This window comes from Coleofasciculus sp. G2-EDA-02, assembly GCF_040226375.1.
In the GTDB taxonomy this organism is placed as follows: Bacteria; Cyanobacteriota; Cyanobacteriia; order Cyanobacteriales; family Coleofasciculaceae; genus Coleofasciculus.
Window position 1 is genome coordinate 17,740 of sequence record NZ_JAVKEW010000214.1, and the last position, 19,664, is coordinate 37,403.

General features: G+C 41.3%; 19 protein-coding genes and 1 pseudogene. 18 read left to right on the forward strand and 2 right to left on the reverse strand.

Annotated features, from left to right (window positions below; all coding sequences use genetic code 11):
* Positions 1-121 precede the first annotated feature (121 nt).
* Together RLO19_RS25145 and RLO19_RS25150 are read left to right on the forward strand one after the other, a co-directional pair.
* Positions 122-1,657, forward strand: coding sequence for a hypothetical protein (locus tag RLO19_RS25145; protein WP_446360132.1), 1,536 nt, complete (start codon positions 122-124; stop codon positions 1,655-1,657).
* A 183-nt stretch (positions 1,658-1,840) separates the two neighbouring features.
* On the forward strand, positions 1,841-2,842 hold the full coding sequence (locus tag RLO19_RS25150; protein ID WP_446360133.1) for a glycosyltransferase family 2 protein: 1,002 nt from the start codon (positions 1,841-1,843) through the stop codon (positions 2,840-2,842).
* A 203-nt stretch (positions 2,843-3,045) separates the two neighbouring features.
* Here RLO19_RS25150 and RLO19_RS25155 read toward each other — a convergent pair whose 3' ends face one another.
* Positions 3,046-3,972, reverse strand: coding sequence for a UPF0104 family protein (locus RLO19_RS25155; RefSeq protein WP_446360134.1), 927 nt, complete (start codon positions 3,970-3,972; stop codon positions 3,046-3,048).
* 238 nt (positions 3,973-4,210) lie between these two features.
* Positions 4,211-5,512: an acetylornithine/succinylornithine family transaminase gene (locus tag RLO19_RS25160; RefSeq protein ID WP_446360167.1), complete on the reverse strand. Its 1,302-nt coding sequence runs from the start codon at positions 5,510-5,512 to the stop codon at positions 4,211-4,213.
* A gap of 572 nt (positions 5,513-6,084) precedes the next feature.
* On the opposite strand from RLO19_RS25160, the gene RLO19_RS25165 reads away from it, so the two are divergent.
* The 16 genes and pseudogenes from RLO19_RS25165 (at position 6,085) to RLO19_RS25240 (ending at position 19,640) form a co-directional block, all read left to right on the forward strand.
* Positions 6,085-7,209, forward strand: coding sequence for an RNA polymerase sigma factor, RpoD/SigA family (locus tag RLO19_RS25165; protein ID WP_446360135.1), 1,125 nt, complete (start codon positions 6,085-6,087; stop codon positions 7,207-7,209).
* Positions 7,210-7,272: 63 nt separating this feature from the next.
* Positions 7,273-7,770, forward strand: a complete 498-nt coding sequence (locus RLO19_RS25170) for an N-acetyltransferase family protein (RefSeq protein WP_446360136.1) — start codon at positions 7,273-7,275, stop codon at positions 7,768-7,770.
* 247 nt (positions 7,771-8,017) lie between these two features.
* The gene (locus RLO19_RS25175) at positions 8,018-8,221 is read left to right on the forward strand and encodes a glycogen debranching protein (RefSeq protein WP_446360137.1); all 204 of its coding nucleotides are present in this window, start codon (positions 8,018-8,020) and stop codon (positions 8,219-8,221) included.
* Between the two features lie 294 nt (positions 8,222-8,515).
* Entirely contained in the window at positions 8,516-9,337 is an 822-nt protein-coding gene (locus RLO19_RS25180; protein ID WP_446360138.1) for an ABC transporter permease, read from the forward strand.
* Between the two features lie 36 nt (positions 9,338-9,373).
* Positions 9,374-10,666: an ABC transporter ATP-binding protein gene (locus RLO19_RS25185; protein ID WP_446360139.1), complete on the forward strand. Its 1,293-nt coding sequence runs from the start codon at positions 9,374-9,376 to the stop codon at positions 10,664-10,666.
* A 76-nt stretch (positions 10,667-10,742) separates the two neighbouring features.
* Positions 10,743-11,585 carry a sulfotransferase family 2 domain-containing protein gene (locus RLO19_RS25190; protein WP_446360140.1) on the forward strand — a complete coding sequence of 281 codons (843 nt, stop codon included), beginning with the start codon at positions 10,743-10,745 and terminating at the stop codon, positions 11,583-11,585.
* Between the two features lie 260 nt (positions 11,586-11,845).
* Positions 11,846-12,592 (forward strand): hypothetical protein, encoded by a 747-nt coding sequence (locus RLO19_RS25195; protein ID WP_446360141.1) that lies wholly within the window; start codon positions 11,846-11,848, stop codon positions 12,590-12,592.
* Positions 12,593-13,030: 438 nt separating this feature from the next.
* Positions 13,031-13,747 carry a hypothetical protein gene (locus tag RLO19_RS25200; protein ID WP_446360142.1) on the forward strand — a complete coding sequence of 239 codons (717 nt, stop codon included), beginning with the start codon at positions 13,031-13,033 and terminating at the stop codon, positions 13,745-13,747.
* Positions 13,744-14,850: a glycosyltransferase family 4 protein gene (locus RLO19_RS25205; RefSeq protein WP_446360143.1), complete on the forward strand. Its 1,107-nt coding sequence runs from the start codon at positions 13,744-13,746 to the stop codon at positions 14,848-14,850. Before RLO19_RS25200 ends, RLO19_RS25205 begins: the two co-directional genes overlap by 4 nt.
* A gap of 83 nt (positions 14,851-14,933) precedes the next feature.
* Positions 14,934-15,086, forward strand: a complete 153-nt coding sequence (locus RLO19_RS25210) for a hypothetical protein (RefSeq protein ID WP_446360144.1) — start codon at positions 14,934-14,936, stop codon at positions 15,084-15,086.
* A 40-nt stretch (positions 15,087-15,126) separates the two neighbouring features.
* Positions 15,127-15,405: pseudogene (locus RLO19_RS25215) on the forward strand (IS630 family transposase); the annotation flags it as partial.
* A 14-nt stretch (positions 15,406-15,419) separates the two neighbouring features.
* The gene (locus RLO19_RS25220; protein WP_446360145.1) at positions 15,420-16,367 is read left to right on the forward strand and encodes a glycosyltransferase; all 948 of its coding nucleotides are present in this window, start codon (positions 15,420-15,422) and stop codon (positions 16,365-16,367) included.
* 27 nt (positions 16,368-16,394) lie between these two features.
* A complete protein-coding gene (locus RLO19_RS25225; RefSeq protein WP_446360146.1) occupies positions 16,395-17,213 on the forward strand; it encodes a sulfotransferase family protein in 819 nt (272 codons plus the stop codon).
* Between the two features lie 19 nt (positions 17,214-17,232).
* Positions 17,233-18,189, forward strand: a complete 957-nt coding sequence (locus RLO19_RS25230) for a glycosyltransferase family 2 protein (RefSeq protein ID WP_446360147.1) — start codon at positions 17,233-17,235, stop codon at positions 18,187-18,189.
* The gene (locus tag RLO19_RS25235) at positions 18,186-18,758 is read left to right on the forward strand and encodes an acyltransferase (protein WP_446360148.1); all 573 of its coding nucleotides are present in this window, start codon (positions 18,186-18,188) and stop codon (positions 18,756-18,758) included. The genes RLO19_RS25230 and RLO19_RS25235 overlap by 4 nt, the downstream gene beginning before the upstream one ends.
* A gap of 3 nt (positions 18,759-18,761) precedes the next feature.
* On the forward strand, positions 18,762-19,640 hold the full coding sequence (locus tag RLO19_RS25240; RefSeq protein WP_446360149.1) for a glycosyltransferase family 2 protein: 879 nt from the start codon (positions 18,762-18,764) through the stop codon (positions 19,638-19,640).
* Positions 19,641-19,664 lie beyond the last annotated feature (24 nt).

Genomic DNA, 19,664 nt, shown 5'->3' on the forward strand with positions numbered 1-19,664 from the left:
AAGTTTAATAAGGAGCTTATCCCTTTAGCCTGGAAGTAAAACGATTCATGAAAACAATTAAATTTTGATAAAAAATATGAGAATAATTAAATTTTTTAGGAAAACTCCCATAAAAATAGTTTTGATTGCTTTACTATGGATTACCGCCGTAAACTCAGGAACTCTTGGTACTCTAGATACTGATCTCAGATTGCAGATGGCTCATGCTTGGTGGACAGGTACTGAAGAAGTCCAAATCTCCCCCGATTATCAACTTAAGGTACGCGGAGATATCCAAGCTGGAGTTATAGGGACTAGCGGAAAGCGTTACATCGCCTACGAACAGGGACAGTCTTTACTCATGCTTCCAGGTGACTGGTTGGGAACCCAGTTGCATAGGTTTTTTCCGGAAATACCCTCAAAAATAATCCGGGACTTAACCGTTAACTTCTTAATTTTCATTCCCTTAAATGTGGCGGCTGTACTCGCTTGTTTCTGGTTACTGAGACTTTTTGACTTTGAAGAACGAATTGCCGGATTAACCAGCATTGCTTGGTTACTTGGCACGACAGTTTTACATTACGCCCAAGTACATCAGCATAATAATCAAGTAATGCTATTTACTATCATTGGTTATGCAGGTGCTTTGGCTTATGTGCGAAGTGGACGCCCTCGCTTTGTCTTTATCAGTGGACTCGCCTTAGGTGGTGCTGTATTGATCCGAATTACCAGTATTGTTCATGCTTTTACCGTAGTCCTTTTTCTAGTCGGGTGTCTGGCTTATCAACGCCGCGACAAAATTCAAGTGATTAAGACGGTAGGATTATGGGTAGTCGGTTTCATCCCGTTTACGTTACTAGGACGAATTTTTGATTATATCCGCTACGGTAGCTTTTTCGCCACTGGTAAAAGCGTAGAAAAGCAGCAACTAGATACTGATCCCATGTGGGCAGGTTTACCGGATCTCCCGGATAATTATCCCCTAATCAATGAACCATCTGTAGGAATTATTGGACCTCTGCTATCACCAGCCAAAAGTATTTTTATTTATGATCCCTTACTTATACCATGTTTAGTATTAGGCATTATCCTCTGGCGAAAACTTTCACCATTTATGCAGTGGTATCTAGTTACGGGAGTATTAAATTTGGGTTTACATCTGGTTGCCTACAGTCGGTTCTTTTTCTGGCATGGAGATAGTGCTTGGGCAGCAAGATATCACGTCACCTCTGTTCATCTGTTACTCATCCCTCTTTTAGCTTTATTTATACAGCGTCTTGTATCGGAAAAAAAGTTGAAGGCTTGGGTGTTTAGGGGAATCTTGGCAATTGCAATCATCGCTCAACTAGCATCAGTGGCAATGCCGATGAATCTGGAAATTTATCAAAAACAGGTAGGAATGCCAGGAACTCGTTTTGACGCCCGTCTAGCTCAACGGTTTAATAACATTGTTTGCCTGGTGGATGGTTCCTTCTCTAAAGGATGTGTCGAGAGAAATCCTGACAAAAAGAATTTTGTCAAGCATTTAAACCACCTGTACTTCTTGCCATTTAACTTGAAACAAGAAGCAGCCGAAAATCCAGAAATATTAAAACTTTCACAAGTTTTTTTAGTTGTTTGGGTAGCTGTAGTCATTTTGGCAATTGGAACGACTCTCTGGTTTTGTTACGTCGGGTGAGGAAAAAACGTTTATGCATTGAATTAAAAAATGACTTTTCATTAGCGCCCAACGACAGGACGTAATGATACCAAAAGCTGGTATAATTGGAATGCAGTTTTGTTTGGATCGGGTTTATTTGTTTCAAACAATTAGAGTAAAAATTGATAAACAGGCTTACTTGAGAAAACCTGGACTTGGGAAATGACAGATTCATTATCGTTTAAGGACTATCAATCGCAAATCACCCGGTCAAAGCCGCTAGCCTTATCGGTGGTTGTACCCATTTACAATGAAGTCGCTAGTATACCGCACTTGGTTGAAGCAGTAGCAACCAGTTTAAATGCCAATCAGCTTACCTATGAAATTGTCTGTGTCGATGATGGTTCCCAAGATGGTTCCACCGAACTCCTCCTGGAATTAGCACGCAGTCGTCCGGATTTAAAAGCCGTTATTCTCCGCCGAAACTATGGTCAAACTGCCGCCATGTCAGCGGGTTTTAAACATGCTCAAGGTGGCGTTATTGTGATGATAGATGGCGATTTACAAAATGATCCGGCTGATATTCCCGCCTTACTCGCCAAAATAGAAGAAGGGTATGATTTAGTGAGTGGTTGGCGTAAAGAAAGACAGGATGCGGCTTTAACTCGACTCCTGCCCTCTAAAATTGCCAATTGGCTGATTGGGAAAGTGACTGGCGTAAAATTACATGATTATGGTTGTTCCCTGAAAGCCTACCGTTCTGAACTGGTTGCGGATATGAATCTTTATGGCGAGTTACATCGATTTCTACCCGCGTTAGCCTATATTGAGGGGGCAAGAATTAGCGAAATTCCCGTGCGACATCATGCCCGTCGTTACGGTAAAAGTAAGTATGGATTGGGGCGAACGTTTCGTGTGGTCATGGATTTATTGACCGTATTTTTTATGAAAAAATTTCTCACTCGCCCTATGCATGTCTTTGGACTATTCGGCTTGCTTTCATTCAGTGTGGGATTGTTTTTAGGGCTATATTTAACGATACTAAAACTAGGTTTTGGGCAGAGTATTGGTGACCGACCTTTGCTGATTTTAGCTGTTGTTCTGTTATTAGCAGGCGTCCAGTTATTTAGCTTTGGTCTATTGGCAGAAGTGTTAATGCGAACCTACCATGAATCCCAAGGGCGACCGATTTATCGAGTGCGGGAGGTGGTTGGGAGGAATTAGGGCTTGCTGAATAAGTATTGTGGTGGGGGTATGAAGCAGGGGAAGCCGGGGGAGCAATGTAGAGACGCGCCATGGCGCGTCTCTTAGCAGGGGGAGCTAACGGCTGTCGCTAAACCGAGACGCTAGGAGGGCGGGTTTAGTCAAGTTATCGGTTGAAAGCCAAAGGTGATTGGTAAAACCCGCCCCTACAATTGATTGCTATTCTAGGAAGTCCACAAACGTTGGCTGATAAGGGCTAGTCCAGCTGCGCTGAGTTCTGCCAAAATACTAACAAGGCGAAATAGGGCAACCCCTGTAAGGATGAGAACAGCAGACAACTGCTGATCTAAAAGCGCGATCGCAGTGGCTTCAAATACGCCTAAACCTCCCGGTGCGCCAGGTACGACTAATCCCAGTAACCAGGCGAAACTAAATGCACTCAGTAACGGCAGAATTTGACTGGGAGTAATTGATCCTAGCGCCAGTAAAGTAAATAAAAATCCGGTTCCCCGAAATCCCAAAAAGCCCATTTCACCCAACAATGGCAATAAGGGATAGCGTTCAATGTAGAAGTCTCCCGTATCTGTAACCTTCTTGGAACGGCTTAAGCGTTGAACAATGGGATTGAGAACTCGCGGATGAACTCCCAACAGCACCACGATTAAGCCCAAAATTTGTAAACCCCACATCCGGCTATCAGACGCCGTGTTAATCCACCCCAATCCGCCACTAATTAACGCGATCGCTAACGCAGCGGCTGCCATTAACAGGGGTTCGAGTAACACACTGATACTAGCAGCACCCACTGATCCCCCCGCCCCCCTCACCGCTGAAATTCGACCATAAAAATGCCACACATTACCCGGTAAATATTTAGCGATATTAGTTTTCAGGTAAACCTGTAGCGCCCAACGCACTCCTATGGGTTGCTTAAACGCCTGTAAAATCCACGTCCAAACCCAACCCGACCAAATATGTGCCAGCAGCGTAACCAAAAGTGCGATCGCCAGCATTGTCCACCCCTGGGGATCAATGCGAATCCCAGCAACATCTCGCCAATGATCTTTAAAAGCTTTGGCGATAAAAAACAGCGTTCCGCCCAGAATGACCCAGCGAATGTAGGGTTTTATCGACGACCAGATTTTTTTCATCGGCTAGCGGGAGAAGCTGGGGGAGATGGGGGAGATGGGGGAGATGAGGGAAGCTAGGGGAAATTTTGTAGCTCTAAAATAAAAAACCTACACCTGTCAGAAATTTTGTAGGGGCGGGTTTGACTACTATCTTTTGGGTTACACCCAGATGCAACTAAACCCGCCCCTACTTAAGGTAGCTTGTTTGGCGATCCGCGAGTAGGACAAATGACATAAACGAAGGACGAATGACAAACCCCTATTTACTGATTGAAGCAGCGAGCTTGGCTATAGATTCTTCAACAATTTGAGCGGCTGCATCCACTTCTTCAGCCGAGACAATCAAGGGCGGGACAAAGCGCACCACCTTAGAACCTGCGGGGACTAACAGCAATCCGCGTTCCATCGCCGCTTTCACCACATCCACCGCCGTAAGTTCCACATCCGCGTTCAACTCCATCCCATTAATCAGTCCCCAACCGCGCACCTCAGTAATTAGCTGGGGATAGTTCATCGCGATCGCTCTTAAACGAGTCCGCAACTGTTCACCCCGTTGCTGAACATTGTGCAAAATATCGTCCCGTTCCAACGTCTGAGCCACAGTTAATGCAGTAGCACAAGCCAAGGGATTCCCGCCAAAGGTACTCGCGTGATCCCCAGGTTGAAAAACATTACAAAATTGCTTACACAGCATCGCCCCAATTGGAACACCGCCAGCTAATCCCTTAGCGCTGGTAAAAATATCTGGCTCAATCCCTAGATTCTCATATCCCCAGTACTTACCCGTGCGACCCATCCCGACTTGTACTTCATCTAAAATCAGCAAGATCCCCGTCTCGTCACAGATTTTCCGCAAGCGCAGGAAGTACTCCAACTCTCCTGGACGCACACCTCCTTCTCCTTGCAGAGGTTCCAGCATCACCGCCGCTACTCGTTGATCCCCTTCATCCAATTCTGTGATCGCATTTTCCAGGGCGCGGATATCGTTATAAGGAACATAATAGAATCCCGGCACCAAGGGGTCAAAATTCTTCTGATACTTTGGCTGACCCGTTGCTGTAATCGTCGCTAACGTGCGTCCATGGAAACTGGCATTCGCTGTCAAAATTACCGGTTTCTCAATCTCTAGAACCGTGTGGGCGTATTTCCGAGCCAATTTAATTGCCCCTTCATTCGCCTCCGCACCCGAATTACAGAAAAAGACGCGATCGGCACAGGAATGCTCAATCATCCACCGAGCTAAGTCTCCTTGGGGGGGAATATAGTACAGATTAGAAACATGGTGCAGGGTTTTGATTTGTTGCGTCACCGTTTCGATGAGAGCCGGATGGGCGTGACCCAAGGTACAGGTAGCGATCCCAGCTACAAAATCGAGATAATCACGTCCGGCTGTATCCCAAACCCGGCAACCCGTACCCCGTTCTAGGGCGATGGGGAAGCGACTATATGTTCCCATCACGTTAGTATCGAAATCGTTGGGATTGTATGCAGTAGATACACCATCTGCTGATTCAGCAGGGATTCCGGGATTCTCGACGAGAGTTGGTCTAGTCACAAACATCATCTCCTAATTTGATTGGTCATTTTTCAGGGAACAGGGAACGTTTTCCCCAATGTAGGGGCGGGTTTCACTATTATCGTTTTTTTCCTGCCCTGATGTGACTCGCACCCGCCCCAACCGAAGTTTTGAGTTAACTCCCTTGTCTCCCCATCTCCCCCATCTCCCCTTGCTTCCCCATCCCCTTCAGCTTATTTTCACCCGATCGGTAGAGAGGAAAACACTGACCTGTATGAGATTCTGTATATAGCCCATTGAATTTCCCGCTATAATCCATACACCTATGCTGTTGAGTAGTTTGTAATCAGGGCAACAACTAGCCAAATTGCTTCTGGTAGCCTTAGAATCAGTATTTTCTAATCCTAAACGTAGAGAAGGTATCGAGATGAGGGGTGCGCCTTGGATGGCAACTCCCATTCAAATCGTCTCCGATGTTGAACTGTAAAGCCCAGAGCTACAGCCAGTTTTGAAAAAATTTCTTGAGAACGCTCATTTATATTCAGTCCATCGGCTCAATCTGATTTGCCAGAAAACTCAATCACAATTTCCATAACACTCCTACTTCAAACCTAACTATGACTATCGCACAATTGAACCCAACTTCTACTCGTCAGTTTACAGAAGATACGGATTTTTCTCACCCTCAGACTGATCAAATCTCAGACAATGACCAAAATCTTGTAGAAGTCGAATTCTCCGACTCAGAGACTCGTTCTGGAAAAACGCGGCAATCTGGCTACCATAAAACTAGCTCTGATGATACAGTAGGAGCTTTCTTCAAGGAGATGGCGCGTTATCCCTTGCTGAAGCCAGAAGAAGAGATCGAGTTAGCCACTCAAGTTCAATTTTTGGTAGAAATGGACGAGATGACAGAACGCTTGCACCAAGAGTTGGGGCGCAAGCCCACGAATGCGGAACTGGCTCAAGCCCTAAATCTAACCGAACGTCAATTAGAAAATCGCCTCTATCGGGGGCAGATATCTAAGCGTAAAATGATTCGATCCAACTTACGCTTAGTTGTTTCCATCGCCAAGCGTTACCTCAACCGGGGAGTTCCTTTCCTGGATTTGATTCAAGAAGGCGCATTAGGACTCAATCGGGCGGCGGAGAAGTTCGATCCCGCCAAAGGTTACAAATTTTCCACCTATGCGTATTGGTGGATTCGTCAGGCGATTACCCGTACCATTGCCAACGACGCCCGTACCATTCGTTTACCGATTCACATTGTCGAAAAGCTGAATAAGCTGAAAAAAGTGCAGCGGGAACTCAAGCAGAAACTGCAACGGACTCCCGACGAAACCGAACTCGCAGAAGCCTTAGACATTAGCCGCACTAACTTGCGTCAGTTGTTACAATTACGTCGGCGATCGCTCTCCCTCAACCATCGGGTGGGTAAAGGCGAAGATACAGAACTCGTGGATTTGCTAGAAGATAATGATTTGCACTTGCCAGAACAGCAGATGAGCGAATCTATGATGCGTCAAGAGATTTCCGATGTTTTGAGTGATGTTCTCACCGAACGGGAAAAGGATGTCATTTCTCTGCGCTATGGGTTAGCTACTCCTGAAGCCTACACCTTAGAAGAAGTCGGCAGTATGTTCAACCTTTCCCGCGAAAGGGTACGTCAGATTCAGAGTAAAGCCATGCGGAAGCTGCGCCGTCCTCAAGTTGCTCGTCGCCTACAAGGGTGGTTAAGTTAGGATGGGTTTTGTAGTAAGCGCTTCAGCGCTGATGGCACGAAGCGTGCCAACTACGAACGAACAATGAATAAGTTGAAGATACGACCAGCTACTCCAACCGATGTGCCAGTGCTGTTTGAACTCATTCAAGCACTGGCTGAGTATGAAAAGCTGTCTCATCTAGTCACAGGGACAGTGGAGGCTCTCCAAGACCACTTGTTTGGCACTAAGCCTTATATTGAGGCAATTCTGGCAGAGTATGAGGGGCAGACAGTAGGGTTTGCCCTGTTTTTCTCTAACTATTCCACCTTTTTAACCCAACCGGGCATTTACATTGAAGATTTATTCGTGCGCCCGGAATTCCGGCGTCAGGGTATCGGGAAGGCGTTGCTAACCTATATTGCCCAACTAGCGATAGAACGGGATTGTGGGCGCTTAGAGTGGTCAGTCTTGGACTGGAATGAACCTGCGATCGCGTTTTATCAGCGTCTAGGTGCTACAGTACTACCCGACTGGCGCATTTGCCGAGTTACAGGTGATGCACTTCCCCAACTAGCGAAACAAACCTTATATAATCTTTAAATTGGTTTACAACTTATGTCGCCAAGGCTGATGAAATATCAAAAACTGTGTTTTTCCTCTTGCAGTCAGTGATCCCAGTCTTTTACAAAATAAGTAGATCGACTTAAGATGAATGGCACTAAAATAAACATTTGGGGATCGCCCAAACCCTTGATATACCGTAGGGTGGGCATTGCCCACCAGCAGGCCAGTCAGTGCCATGGTACTTAAAATTTTGATTAACTGTTTCAGGGATGAGGAGAATACAATGATTTGGGTAAATGAACAGCTTGATCCCGGAGGTCTGATTTATTCGTGCATCGCTTGTTGTGACGAAGACCAAGCCAAAGACTGCCACAAATCCTTCCAGCAGAACTTGACAGAGGAGCAAAAATCAGCAGGTTGGGTGGCGCGTCTGAGAACCGTCAGTTCCTGGGATGAAGTGCCAGTCAATGCGTTGAAGCTGGACTGAGAATATCTGTATAATCTGGATAATCTGGGATTGTAGGGCGACCCGCTTGCACAAATCACCAACGGTGTCCACTCAATTTGTTCGGGTCGCCCTGGACTTAACCCCGTATATCAGAAAGTGTTTCTTGAGAATTATGTGCTTAAGTTGACACCAGTGACCGACGTGCGCTCATAACATCCGTCAATGCCCACTCCCATTGGACTTTAAGGTTATTGGCATTTGTACAAAATATCATTAAAATCAGAGGATTGGAGAAAAGCTAACCAAGGACAAATGACCAATGACAAATGACCAATGACGCAAGAACTGATAATTGAGGCAGGTCGCACCGAACAACAATATTGGAAAGACTTGTGGCGTTACCGGGAATTGTTCTACTTTCTAGCATGGCGAGATATCCTAGTACGATACAAGCAAACGCTCATTGGCATAGCCTGGGCATTAATTCGACCCTTTTTAACCATGGTGGTATTTACGATAGTTTTTGGTAAACTGGCAAAGTTACCATCTGAAGGAGTCCCTTATCCGATTTTGGTATTTGCGGCGATGTTACCCTGGCAGTTTTTTTCCAATTCCCTTTCCGGGTGCAGCAATAGTTTAATCAGTAATGCCAATTTAATTGCCAAGGTCTACTTTCCCCGCTTGATAGTGCCAGCCAGTGCCGTGATTGTCAGCTTTGTAGATTTTATGATATCGGGGATAATTTTGCTAGGCTTAATGGCGTGGTATAATTTCTTACCCAGTTGGCGAATTTTGACACTACCATTTTTTATCATAATTGCATTTGCGGCATCAATGGGGGCAGGGTTATGGTTAGCCGCGCTAAATGTCAAGTATCGTGATTTTCGTTATATTGTACCGTTTATCGTCCAGTTTGGTTTGTATATTTCGCCCGTGGGATTTAGTAGCACAATTGTGCCTCAAGAGTGGCGATTAGTTTATTCACTAAACCCTATGGTCGGGGTAATCGATGGATTTCGTTGGGCAATTTTAGGTGGGGAAGCCAGAATTTACCTGCCAGGATTTCTCCTCTCATTGGGATTAGTGTTTGGAGTATTGGCGAGTGGGATTTGGTATTTTCGCAGGGTAGAACGGACGTTTGCGGATGTAATCTAGGTATTTTCAAGGGATAAGCTAATTAGGTAATGGGTAATGTCTGATACAGTGATTCAGGTCGAGAATCTCGGTAAGAAGTATATTATTGGTCATCAGCAGCAGGAACGTTACACAGCGCTGCGGGATGTTATTGCTAATGGGGCGAAGTCTCTTGGACAACGGTTGCTGAACCCTTGGGGGAAACAGATAGCTAACCCTGCTGATGAGGAGTTTTGGGCACTCAAGGATGTATCTTTTGAGGTCAAGCAGGGAGACAGAGTTGGGATTATTGGGCGTAACGGGGCAGGAAAATCAACGTTATTAAAGATTTTAAGTCGGATTACAGAACCCACAACGGGTAGGATTCGGATTAAAGGGCGAGTAGCTAGTTTATTGGAAGTGGGAACAGGATTTCACCCGGAGTTGACAGGACGGGAAAATATTTATCTCAATGGCGCGATTCTGGGAATGAGCAAGGCGGAGATTAAGCGAAAATTTGATGAGATTGTTGACTTTGCTGGAATTGAAAAGTTTTTGGATACGCCAGTAAAGCGGTATTCGTCGGGGATGTACGTGCGATTAGCATTTGCGGTGGCGGCGCATTTGGAACCGGAGATTTTAGTTGTAGATGAGGTGCTGGCGGTAGGAGATGCTCAGTTTCAGCAGAAGTGTTTGGGGAAGATGCAGGAGGTGGGAAAAGAAGGGCGGACAGTTTTGTTTGTCAGTCATAATATGGCAGCTATGGAAGCTTTATGTGTGAGTGGGATTTTTTTAGAAGGGGGGCAAATAAAAAAAATAGGTTCGGCTCAAGAAGTAGCGGTTCACTATCAAAAAAATATAAAAATGAATACATCAGTACGAAACCGAGAAAATTTTGTTGGTTTTAGTAAAAAAAATCAAATAAAAGTTATTAATTTAAAAGCTTATTTCACACCCAACCAACTTAAAGATGCTTTGGATTTAAAAATAGAGTTTGATGTTGTATCTCCAAAGCATTATACAAATATCGGTGTTGGATTAATTCTATCTACTCTAGGGGGCGTTCGTGTCACAATGATGGCTCCTGCCTTTACTAACTACATTATTGAGACATTAGATCGAGCGACAAAGTGTATTTTTGAATGTCGCAACATTCAAAAGTATCTAGGAGGTGGAGATTATACAATTACTATTTGGTTGTCAAAACCAAAAGTCGAAATTTTGTTAAGAATTGAAGACGCTTTAATCCTGACAATTCCGGCTCGCGATATTTTTGGTACGGGTACATATTTTGAATCTCATATCCATGGTTTAGTTCCTTTACCTCTAAACTATAGAAACAAAAAATTAACGACTGAGTTAAAATATTAAAGAGATTATTAATTATTTAAACCGACTGAATTATAGTGATAGATTAGCATTAAAAATGTTTATTGATGAGAAAAATATGGTTATTGAAACTACAGCAAATTCCACTCTTATTTTTTTTCTACATCTTCCTAAAACAGGTGGAACTACGCTAAATAGTATCATCAAACGTCAATATCTATCGCATCAAATCTTGTCCATCGATCAACAATTCAATACAACTATACAAGCTCCTCAAATGAGCAAAAGTGAACTATCAAAGTTAAAGATTGTTAAAGGTCATTTTAGCTTTGGCTATCATCAGTTTTTCTCACGTCCATTTACCTACTTTACCATGCTCCGAAATCCTGTGGATCGGGTCATATCGGATTATTACCATATTATTCGTGTTCCTCAACACAAGTTACATAATCAAATCATTTCTCAAAATATGAGTCTTAAAGACTATGTTTGTAGCGGCATATCAAGGATGTCAGAAAATGGACAGACAAAATTTTTATCGGGTCAACATACAGAAATAGGGTTTAATCAGTGTTCTTCTGAAATCCTGGAGTTAGCTAAGAATAATTTAAAAGAACACTTTATAGTTGTTGGAATTACAGAAAAATTTAATGAGTCACTTATCTTATTAAAGAGAGCTTTTAAATGGGACTTTAAAAAATGCCTTTATATAAAACAAAGAGTAGGGAATAACAGAATATCTAAAAACGATATACCTATAAAAAGCTTGAAGCTTATTCAAAAATACAATCAATTTGATCTAGAACTATATCACTACGGCATAGATATTTTTAATGAATTAAAAGAAATAAATGAGATTGATTTTCAAGTCAAAAAGCTCGTTTTTTTTAATAAAATATATGGAGATTATTATGCGAAATTACCCAACTTTGCCAAATCTATTTGTCAGAAATTTAAATAATTATATAAGGTTGAATAAATTATAAATTTGTAAAAAATGTATAAAATATTTAATTTAATGGTAACTTGAAAATTAAATTATGGGAGAAGTGTCGTCCTGCCACAGTCTTAAGTAAGAAATAAAGAACTAATGACCAATGACACGAGATGCAAACGCAGATATACAGATCAATGAATTCGATCCGAAGCATTCTTAAAAAATTATTGCCTGAGTCATTTAGAAAGATAATTCGCTTTTGTATAAACTCTAATTATCGGGCAATGAGAATTCGTAAAATAGCCAGAACGCTCCGTCGCCGTAAAATAGCCCAAGCACAGTCGGTGTTGAGGAGTAAAACAGATGGATATATCGCCTCAGGTCCTTTTCAAGGATTACGTTATATAACTGATTCAATTAACAGTGCTTGGTCTCCAAAAGTAATAGGAACTTATGAAAAAGAGCTATGGTCTATTGTTGAAGAGATTATTGACAAATCTTATAAACTCATCATTGACATTGGTGCAGCAGAAGGATACTACGCAGTGGGTTTTGCTTATCGTATGCAAGAAACCAAAGTCATCTGTTTTGAGTCAGAACCAAATGCTCACTTACTTCTACAAAATTTTGCAAAATTAAACACGGTTGATGACCAAATTGAGGTATTTGGAGCCTGTACCCCTGAAGTTTTATCAGAAATTATATATTCAGACCAAAGAACCGTAATTATTTGTGATATTGAAGGAGCAGAATATACACTCCTTGATCCTAAAAAAGTTCCGTTGCTGCAAAATACAGACATTCTGGTAGAACTCCACCACTTTGTTTGTCCAGATATTGCCCATATTTTTTATGAGCGATTCAGTGAAACTCATAGAATTGAGTTAATCAAAACAAATCCTAGAAACTACCAGGATTTTCCTCGGTGTCTTACTATCTCAAAAAAATATGCCATGGCTTGTATGGACGAAGATCGTCCCTGTTCTATGATGTGGTTTTGGATGAAAACCAAGGAAGTATTGGTTAACTAACTGATGTGCATATTGCAACTCCTTTAAGTAACTTTGTCAATAGGATAAAACCCCAAATGTATAAAACATTTAAACGTATAATTAAAAATGGATCTTCTCGAGTAGTTATGATAAATTACCTGTAAAAAAAACAAATAATTGCAATATTTTAACGCTTGAAGTTGCATTAAATCGTTGCTGTGCCTTGATTTGAATTAAATTGATTGAATATAATATAATTGAGATTGATATTTTTATTATAATTATTTAACTATGTCTATAGGCTCATTGTTATTGAAAATACGCCAAAAATATAAACATGGTTTACAAACGACTTTCTACCGAGATCATGTTAGGTCGAAAATTTTAACTTCTAAACCAGTAACTGATATAACAGATACTACTTGTGAAATCCATGTTTTGACTTCTACAACCGATTGGCTAAACCTAATTTGGGTCTTGAAGTCTTTCTACCATTTTTCTGGTCGGTTCTACAGCCTTTGTATCCACGACGACGGAACATTGAAGCAGGAACATTGTGATACGCTCCAGTATCACTTTCCAGATAGTAGAATCATTGACCGAAAGATAGCAGAGGAGAAGATGGTAGCAATATTGAAACCCTATCCTCGCTGTCTGGAGTTTCGTCAGACTAATCACCTCTCGCCCAAAGTGTTTGACTTTGTGGCTTATCTAGAGAGCGATCGCATGTTGCTGCTAGATAGCGATGTATTATTTTTTCAGGAACCGACAGAATTGCTGAAGCGGATAGAATCTCCTACCTATTTATACAATTGCGTCAATAGGGATATAGCTAGTGCCTATACAGTAGAACCGACAGTTGTGAGAGAACGTTTGGATTTCACGATGCAACTTAGATTTAATTCAGGATTAGGACTAATTCACAAACAATCAATAAATCTAGACTGGATTGAGGAATTTCTCGGACTCCCTGGAATAATTGGTCATTTTTGGCGCATTGAGCAAACACTTTTAACGCTTTGCAGTTCTAAGTTTGGCGTTGAACTATTGCCTGAGGAGTATGATATTCGTTTAGAAAAAAGAATAAAGGGTTCCCCTTGCCGTCACTATGTTGGAGTCATCCGACATTTAATGTATAGTGAAGGTATTAGGCAGTTAGTGCAAAATGGATTTCTTGAGGAGTTGAACCAGTGAGTGTTGAAACTTCTACACCATCTACACCAATCCAAGTGTTAATGATGCCTGATTATCGATACGATAATCCTTATCAAACTCTTTTGGCTAAGGCATTAGAGTTAAATGGTGTGCGAGTGCATTTTCCTTGGGGTTATCGCCGAGTCTTTCCCATATTTCGGGTGATTAAAACGAGTCAACAGTCTTTTGATATTGTGCATTTACATTGGTTAAGCCCTTATATCAAAGGTGACAGATGGTTAACCAAGTTTGTTTATAGTGTCAAACTTCTAATCGATGTCCTGATGACTCGCTGGACTGGTATCAGAGTAGTGTGGACAGTTCATAATCGCATCTCCCATGATTCTAAGTTTCCTCGTTTGGAGTTATGGACTAGACGTATTTTGGCTCAGTTGGTTGATCAGATTATCTTGCACAATTCTTCAACCTTAGATGTAATTTCTCAAGAGTATTGGTTTGCTCCTGCCAAAGCTGAAATTATACCGATTGGGCATTATCGAGATATTTACTGTCCTCTAATTGATGAACAATTGGCACGAAAGGAACTTAATTTATCTCCCACCGGACACATCTATCTTAACCAAGGCATGCTTAGACCTTATAAAGGGATAGAGAGGTTACTTAAGGTTTGGCATGAAAATCCGGATGTTTTTGAGAATGATATTCTCCTAATTGTAGGAAAACCACTGGATGATGCTTATGGGCGAAAATTAAATCAGCTAGCTTCAAGGATAAGAGGAGTCATCCTTTATTCTGAGTTTGTTGAAGATGATAAAATGCATCTTTTTTTTAGTGCCGCCACAGTTGTCGTGCTTCCCTTTGAAAATATTTTAACATCTAGTAGTTTGGTGGTTGCCATGTCGTATGGAAAGCCAATTATCGCGCCCAAGTTAGGGGGTATACCGGAAACCCTTGAGATAGCAGGTAGCCTGCTTTATGATCCAGATGATCAGCAAGGGCTGCTTCAGGCATTGATAAAGACTCATGATATTAACTTAGGTGAGCTTGGTCAACAAGTTACAGAAGTTTGTAATAAACTTGATTGGCACAAGATTGCTGCTAAAACGAGCAAGGTATATCAAATGCATCTTAACCCGCGTTAAAAATAGGAATAAATCATGAAAAAATAGGATTATATTCAGAGAAAATTCGCAGCAAAACCTATACAGTTGCCAAAGCTATTTCTATGCAAGACTATGAAATTTATTTGATTACTCCAGAAAAAAATGCTGTAGATAACCAAAACTCACTTTATTTGAGTAAAATAAAAAAAATATTAAAGTTATTAGCAATCAAAAAACAATCAAAATTGACTATAGCAGTTTTAAATGAGTCGTAACAGATATAATATGAATATTAACCTCTTAGTCAAAGGAGCTTATCAGGATTCCCAGAAATTTCGAGAATATTTAAATAAAATTAATCAGAGTTTATTAGAAGAAGAATGGCTGATAAGTTGTACAAAATTTTCTCCTAATGCTCCCGATCAAAACCCGATAGAAGATATTTGGTTACAAATAAAAACGTTTCTAAGGCATTCTTATCATTTTTGCAGTTCTTTTAAAATAGTGAAGTGGTTGTTCAATTTTTTTATTAATGGTCAAATATTCGATTTTCCAAAACTTTATCAGTATGAATTTTTACCACAACCTATTTAAGATTGCTATAGATTATGTTTTCTAGAGTAAGTATATTAATTCCCTGTTATAATGCAGAACGGTGGATTTATCAGGCTATAAAAAGCGCTTTAAACCAGACATATTCTGATAAAGAAGTAATTGTACTTGACGATGGCTCCACTGATAAAAGTCTTGAGATTATCAAAAGTTTTGGAAATAAAATATATTGGGAAAGTACTTCAAATCAGGGTGGTAACGTTGCTAGGAATCGCCTAATCCAACTCAGTACAGGTAAATGGTTACAGTATTTAGATGCTGATGATTATCTGTTGCCAAATAAAGTGGAAAAACAAATAAATTTTATTGCTAAAGTTCCTCAAGCCGATGTTATTTACAGTCCCAGCCTTTTTGAATATCACCGAGATGGTAAATCATGGCAAGAATTTTTACCTATTCCTGCACCTCACGATCCTTGGATTTTATTAGCGAGATGGTATCTACCTCAAACAGGAAGTCCGCTTTGGCGCAAGCAAGCTATCTTAGATGTTGGAGGATGGAAAGATGATCAGCCTTGCTGTCAGGAACACGAGTTATATTTGCGGTTGCTGATGGCAAGGAAACGCTTTGAATATTTCCCTGAATCTGGTTCAATTTACAGACAATGGAGTGAGTCAACAGTCTGTAAGAGAAATATAACTGAAATCCATTATCAGCGTCTAGCAATTGAAGAAAAAATAGAACAATATCTAGAAACTAGAGGTGAGTTAACTCAATTACGACGGAATGCAATAAACCAAGCTCGTTTTGAGTGTGCCCGGATGATTTGGCTTTATAATAAGCAATGGGCTACTGAGGTTATTTCTCAGATACATAGGAATAGTTCAAATTTCATGCCTTCAGGCAAAGCTGCACCTGTAATTTATCGCTTTGCCTATAAGCTGTTTGGATTTAATATGGCTGAAAAACTTGCTCAGTATAAGCGAAATGTTAATATTAAATAAACGCCAAAATTTACTTTATAATGATCCATGAATTTTCGGTTTGATCGATTGCCTAATTTTGTGATAATTGGTGCTATTAAATGTGGAACATCAAGTCTATATCATTACTTGAAACTACATCCTAAAATCCAAATGTCTACCCTAAAAGAGCTTGATTTCTTTATAAAAGAAAAAACTTGGAATCGGGGTTTAGATTGGTATCAATCTCACTTCACAGAATCAACAACTCTTAGAGGTGAGTCATCGCCTAACTATACAAAATACCCGGCGTTCAAGGGTATACCAGAGCGCATGTATCGCTTGATTCCAGAGGCAAAACTCATTTATATTGTTCGAGACCCAATTCAACGTATAGTTTCTCACTACATCCATAATTTTGCTGCTCGCTGTGAATATCGAGACTTGAAGGAAGCATTGGCAGACCTTGACACTAACCATTACATTCACTGTAGTCGCTATTACATGCAGCTAGAACAGTTTTTGCCTTACTACCCACTTTCTAGAATTTTGGTCATTGACTTAGACGATTTAGTCAGCGATTGTACGGGAACATTACATCGAATTTTTCATTTTCTCGAAGTAGATTCTACTTTCACACACCCAGAATTTGCCAATGTGTTTCATCAATCTAGTCAAAAAAGGCGACTGACAAACTTAGGTGTACAGGTGACGGCATTTCCTGCAGGAGGTCGGCTTCGGAAAATCATTCCCTGGTTACTAGAGCAGCCAATAAAACAACCTGTGTTAAGTGAGTCACTTCGCCAAGCATTAGTAGATGTGTTGCGTGGCGATGTTGAACAACTTAGAAAGCTGACAGGGTGTTCGTTTGCTGCATGGAGCTTTTAGTCTAAAGGTTCACATAGCCATGCCTCAACTTCTGCCAATTTCAGCAATTATTCCCACCCGTAACCGTAGCATTCCGTTACTCCGAATGCTTCAAAGCTTTTCTCAACAGTCAGTTCAGCCTCTTGAGATAATTGTGGTCGATGGTTCGACTCACGATGATACTCAACAAGTTTGCCAAGCCAGTATTCCTGGTTTAGCGACTCCAATCGCTTACTATAGAGCTACAGAAATAGGTGCAGCAACCCAGCGCAATCAAGCCATGCAGTACACGACCCAAGATACTATTTGGTTTCTCGACGATGACATCATTTTAGAGCCAGATTGTCTATGGCGGTTATGGAAAGCTCTCCAGAGTGACTGGAGTTTGGGAGGTGTTAACGCCATGATTACGAATCAGCGATATTTACCGCCCGGTTGGATTAGTCGCACTCTATTTCACTTTCTCCATGGGCATTCGGAAAAGAGTTATGCGGGAAAATGTATTGGGCCGGCGTTAAACTTGCTACCTGAGGATCGGGTGGATTTACCAGACGTTGTTCCTGTAGAATGGCTTAATACCACTTGTGTTCTTTATCGACGGCAAGCTTTGCCCCAACCCTTGTTCTCCTCTCTCTTTACAGGTTATTCTCTAATGGAGGATGTCACCCTTTCTCTAATAGTGGGTAAACAATGGAAACTGGCTAATGTTCGCACGGCTCGCATTTTCCATGACAGCCAACCTGGAGAGCATAAGAGCCATCCAGGAGTGGTTGCCAAAATGGATTTAGTTAATCGTCACTATGTCATGACCTGCATCTTAGACCGACGACAATTTTCGGATTATGTCAAACTCGCTGTACTGCAATGGTTTGGGATCGCTGCTTCTCTTGTTTCTGTGAAGGGTTGGCTTTATCTCCCAACGGTTCTTAGGGGCAAAGTGAGCGCCGTTAGAGAAATTATTTCATCAAAATATGGGACACCAGGGGATAAGTCATGAGTTGGCTGCGTCCTGGAATTTTAGCCATCAATCGAGTTATTGAAGGCGTAAAAAGTCGTTGGCGCAATGTCTACTATCGCACGCTAGGAGTCAAGCTAGACGGTTATGTCTGGATGCGACATATTGAAATTCCCCGCAATTTTGCGGATATTGAAATCGAAAGTCCTTGTGCGTTAGATCGAGGTGTGATACTACTTGCCACGGGCGAACCCCTCCCTCATCCGAAGATTCATATTGGTGCTAATACCTACATCAACCGCCATACCTTTCTGGATGCTATACTATCACTGACTATTGGTAAAAACTGCGGTATCGGTCCTAATTGTTACATTACCGATCACGATCATGGTCACGATCCTACGCTCGCCCCCCTTGAGCAACCGATGATTGCTAAGCCTACTCAAATTGGAGATTGCGTTTGGTTGGGAGCCAATGTCATAATCCTCAAAGGTGTGACGATTGGCGATCGCACCATTGTGGGTGCAGGAAGTGTCGTCACTCACGATTTACCCCCGAACGCGATCGCTGTAGGAGTTCCCGCAAGAGTCATTAAGCATAGGAATAAATAGCCAATGAATTCCAACGCAGGAATCGTGATTACCACTCGTAACCGAGAGCAAGATTTGAAAAAGCTATTTTGCCATCTAAAAGAAAATAAGGCTTGGCAAAAGTATCCAATCTGGGTTCATGATGATGCTAGTAATCAAGTTTCAGAAGATTACTGGAAATTCCTCTCTAAATATGCATACTATTTAATTCGTAACCCCAGAAACTATGGTGCTTCACTTAACCGTAATATCAGTAATGCTTCAGCGCCTTTTGATTTTATTTTTAGCCTTGATGATGATTCGTGTTTTGTTGATACAGATGGTCCGGCTCAAGCCATTGAATATATGGAAAATCATCCAAAAGTCGCTATTTTATCGTTTCCTTTAGTTTCAAGTTTTAATCCTCCCCCAATTCACCATACTTCTCCGTATCCTTGCTTATCTTATGCTGCTTGTGCTGCGCTGATTCGCAAAAGTGCTTTTCTCGAAGTAGGTGGATATTACAGTGACTTTTTTTATTATGGTGAAGAACCAGAACTATGTTTACGACTTTGGGCAGCAGGATATGAAATTCACGCTTTTCCCCTCTGTCGAGTTTATCATTGGGTGAGTTCTAATGATGAAGATTATCGATGCAAAGGATTTTATGGTCCTCAAAATCGGGTATGGACTCACATTTTGCATACACCTATACAGTTTTTGTTGGCAGAAGTTTTGAGGACATTTCCTAGTTATAGTAAACTTTCGTTGCAAACAAAAATTCCTTTAATACACTTTAAAGGTTTAATTTCTGGAATCAAGCAAGGTATTTTGCATCTAGGAGAGAGACAACCTTTACCATTGTCTTTATATATCCATTTAAAATCTTTACCTGTATCAGCTCAATTTAAAACTCGTGAGTGAATTACAAAACCAAGCTAATCAGAA

What these genes read in the sequence shown, in the direction of transcription:
- RLO19_RS25150 (WP_446360133.1), top strand. Translation starts at nt 1,841, where the DNA reads ATGACAGATTCATTATCGTTTAAGGACTATCAATCGCAAATCACCCGG.
- RLO19_RS25155 (WP_446360134.1), bottom strand. Translation starts at nt 3,972, where the DNA reads ATGAAAAAAATCTGGTCGTCGATAAAACCCTACATTCGCTGGGTCATT.
- RLO19_RS25160 (WP_446360167.1), bottom strand. Translation starts at nt 5,512, where the DNA reads ATGTTTGTGACTAGACCAACTCTCGTCGAGAATCCCGGAATCCCTGCT.
- RLO19_RS25165 (WP_446360135.1), top strand. Translation starts at nt 6,085, where the DNA reads ATGACTATCGCACAATTGAACCCAACTTCTACTCGTCAGTTTACAGAA.
- RLO19_RS25170 (WP_446360136.1), top strand. Translation starts at nt 7,273, where the DNA reads ATGAATAAGTTGAAGATACGACCAGCTACTCCAACCGATGTGCCAGTG.
- RLO19_RS25175 (WP_446360137.1), top strand. Translation starts at nt 8,018, where the DNA reads ATGATTTGGGTAAATGAACAGCTTGATCCCGGAGGTCTGATTTATTCG.
- RLO19_RS25180 (WP_446360138.1), top strand. Translation starts at nt 8,516, where the DNA reads ATGACGCAAGAACTGATAATTGAGGCAGGTCGCACCGAACAACAATAT.
- RLO19_RS25185 (WP_446360139.1), top strand. Translation starts at nt 9,374, where the DNA reads ATGTCTGATACAGTGATTCAGGTCGAGAATCTCGGTAAGAAGTATATT.
- RLO19_RS25190 (WP_446360140.1), top strand. Translation starts at nt 10,743, where the DNA reads ATGGTTATTGAAACTACAGCAAATTCCACTCTTATTTTTTTTCTACAT.
- RLO19_RS25195 (WP_446360141.1), top strand. Translation starts at nt 11,846, where the DNA reads ATGAGAATTCGTAAAATAGCCAGAACGCTCCGTCGCCGTAAAATAGCC.
- RLO19_RS25210 (WP_446360144.1), top strand. Translation starts at nt 14,934, where the DNA reads ATGCAAGACTATGAAATTTATTTGATTACTCCAGAAAAAAATGCTGTA.
- RLO19_RS25220 (WP_446360145.1), top strand. Translation starts at nt 15,420, where the DNA reads ATGTTTTCTAGAGTAAGTATATTAATTCCCTGTTATAATGCAGAACGG.
- RLO19_RS25225 (WP_446360146.1), top strand. Translation starts at nt 16,395, where the DNA reads ATGAATTTTCGGTTTGATCGATTGCCTAATTTTGTGATAATTGGTGCT.
- RLO19_RS25230 (WP_446360147.1), top strand. Translation starts at nt 17,233, where the DNA reads ATGCCTCAACTTCTGCCAATTTCAGCAATTATTCCCACCCGTAACCGT.
- RLO19_RS25235 (WP_446360148.1), top strand. Translation starts at nt 18,186, where the DNA reads ATGAGTTGGCTGCGTCCTGGAATTTTAGCCATCAATCGAGTTATTGAA.
- RLO19_RS25240 (WP_446360149.1), top strand. Translation starts at nt 18,762, where the DNA reads ATGAATTCCAACGCAGGAATCGTGATTACCACTCGTAACCGAGAGCAA.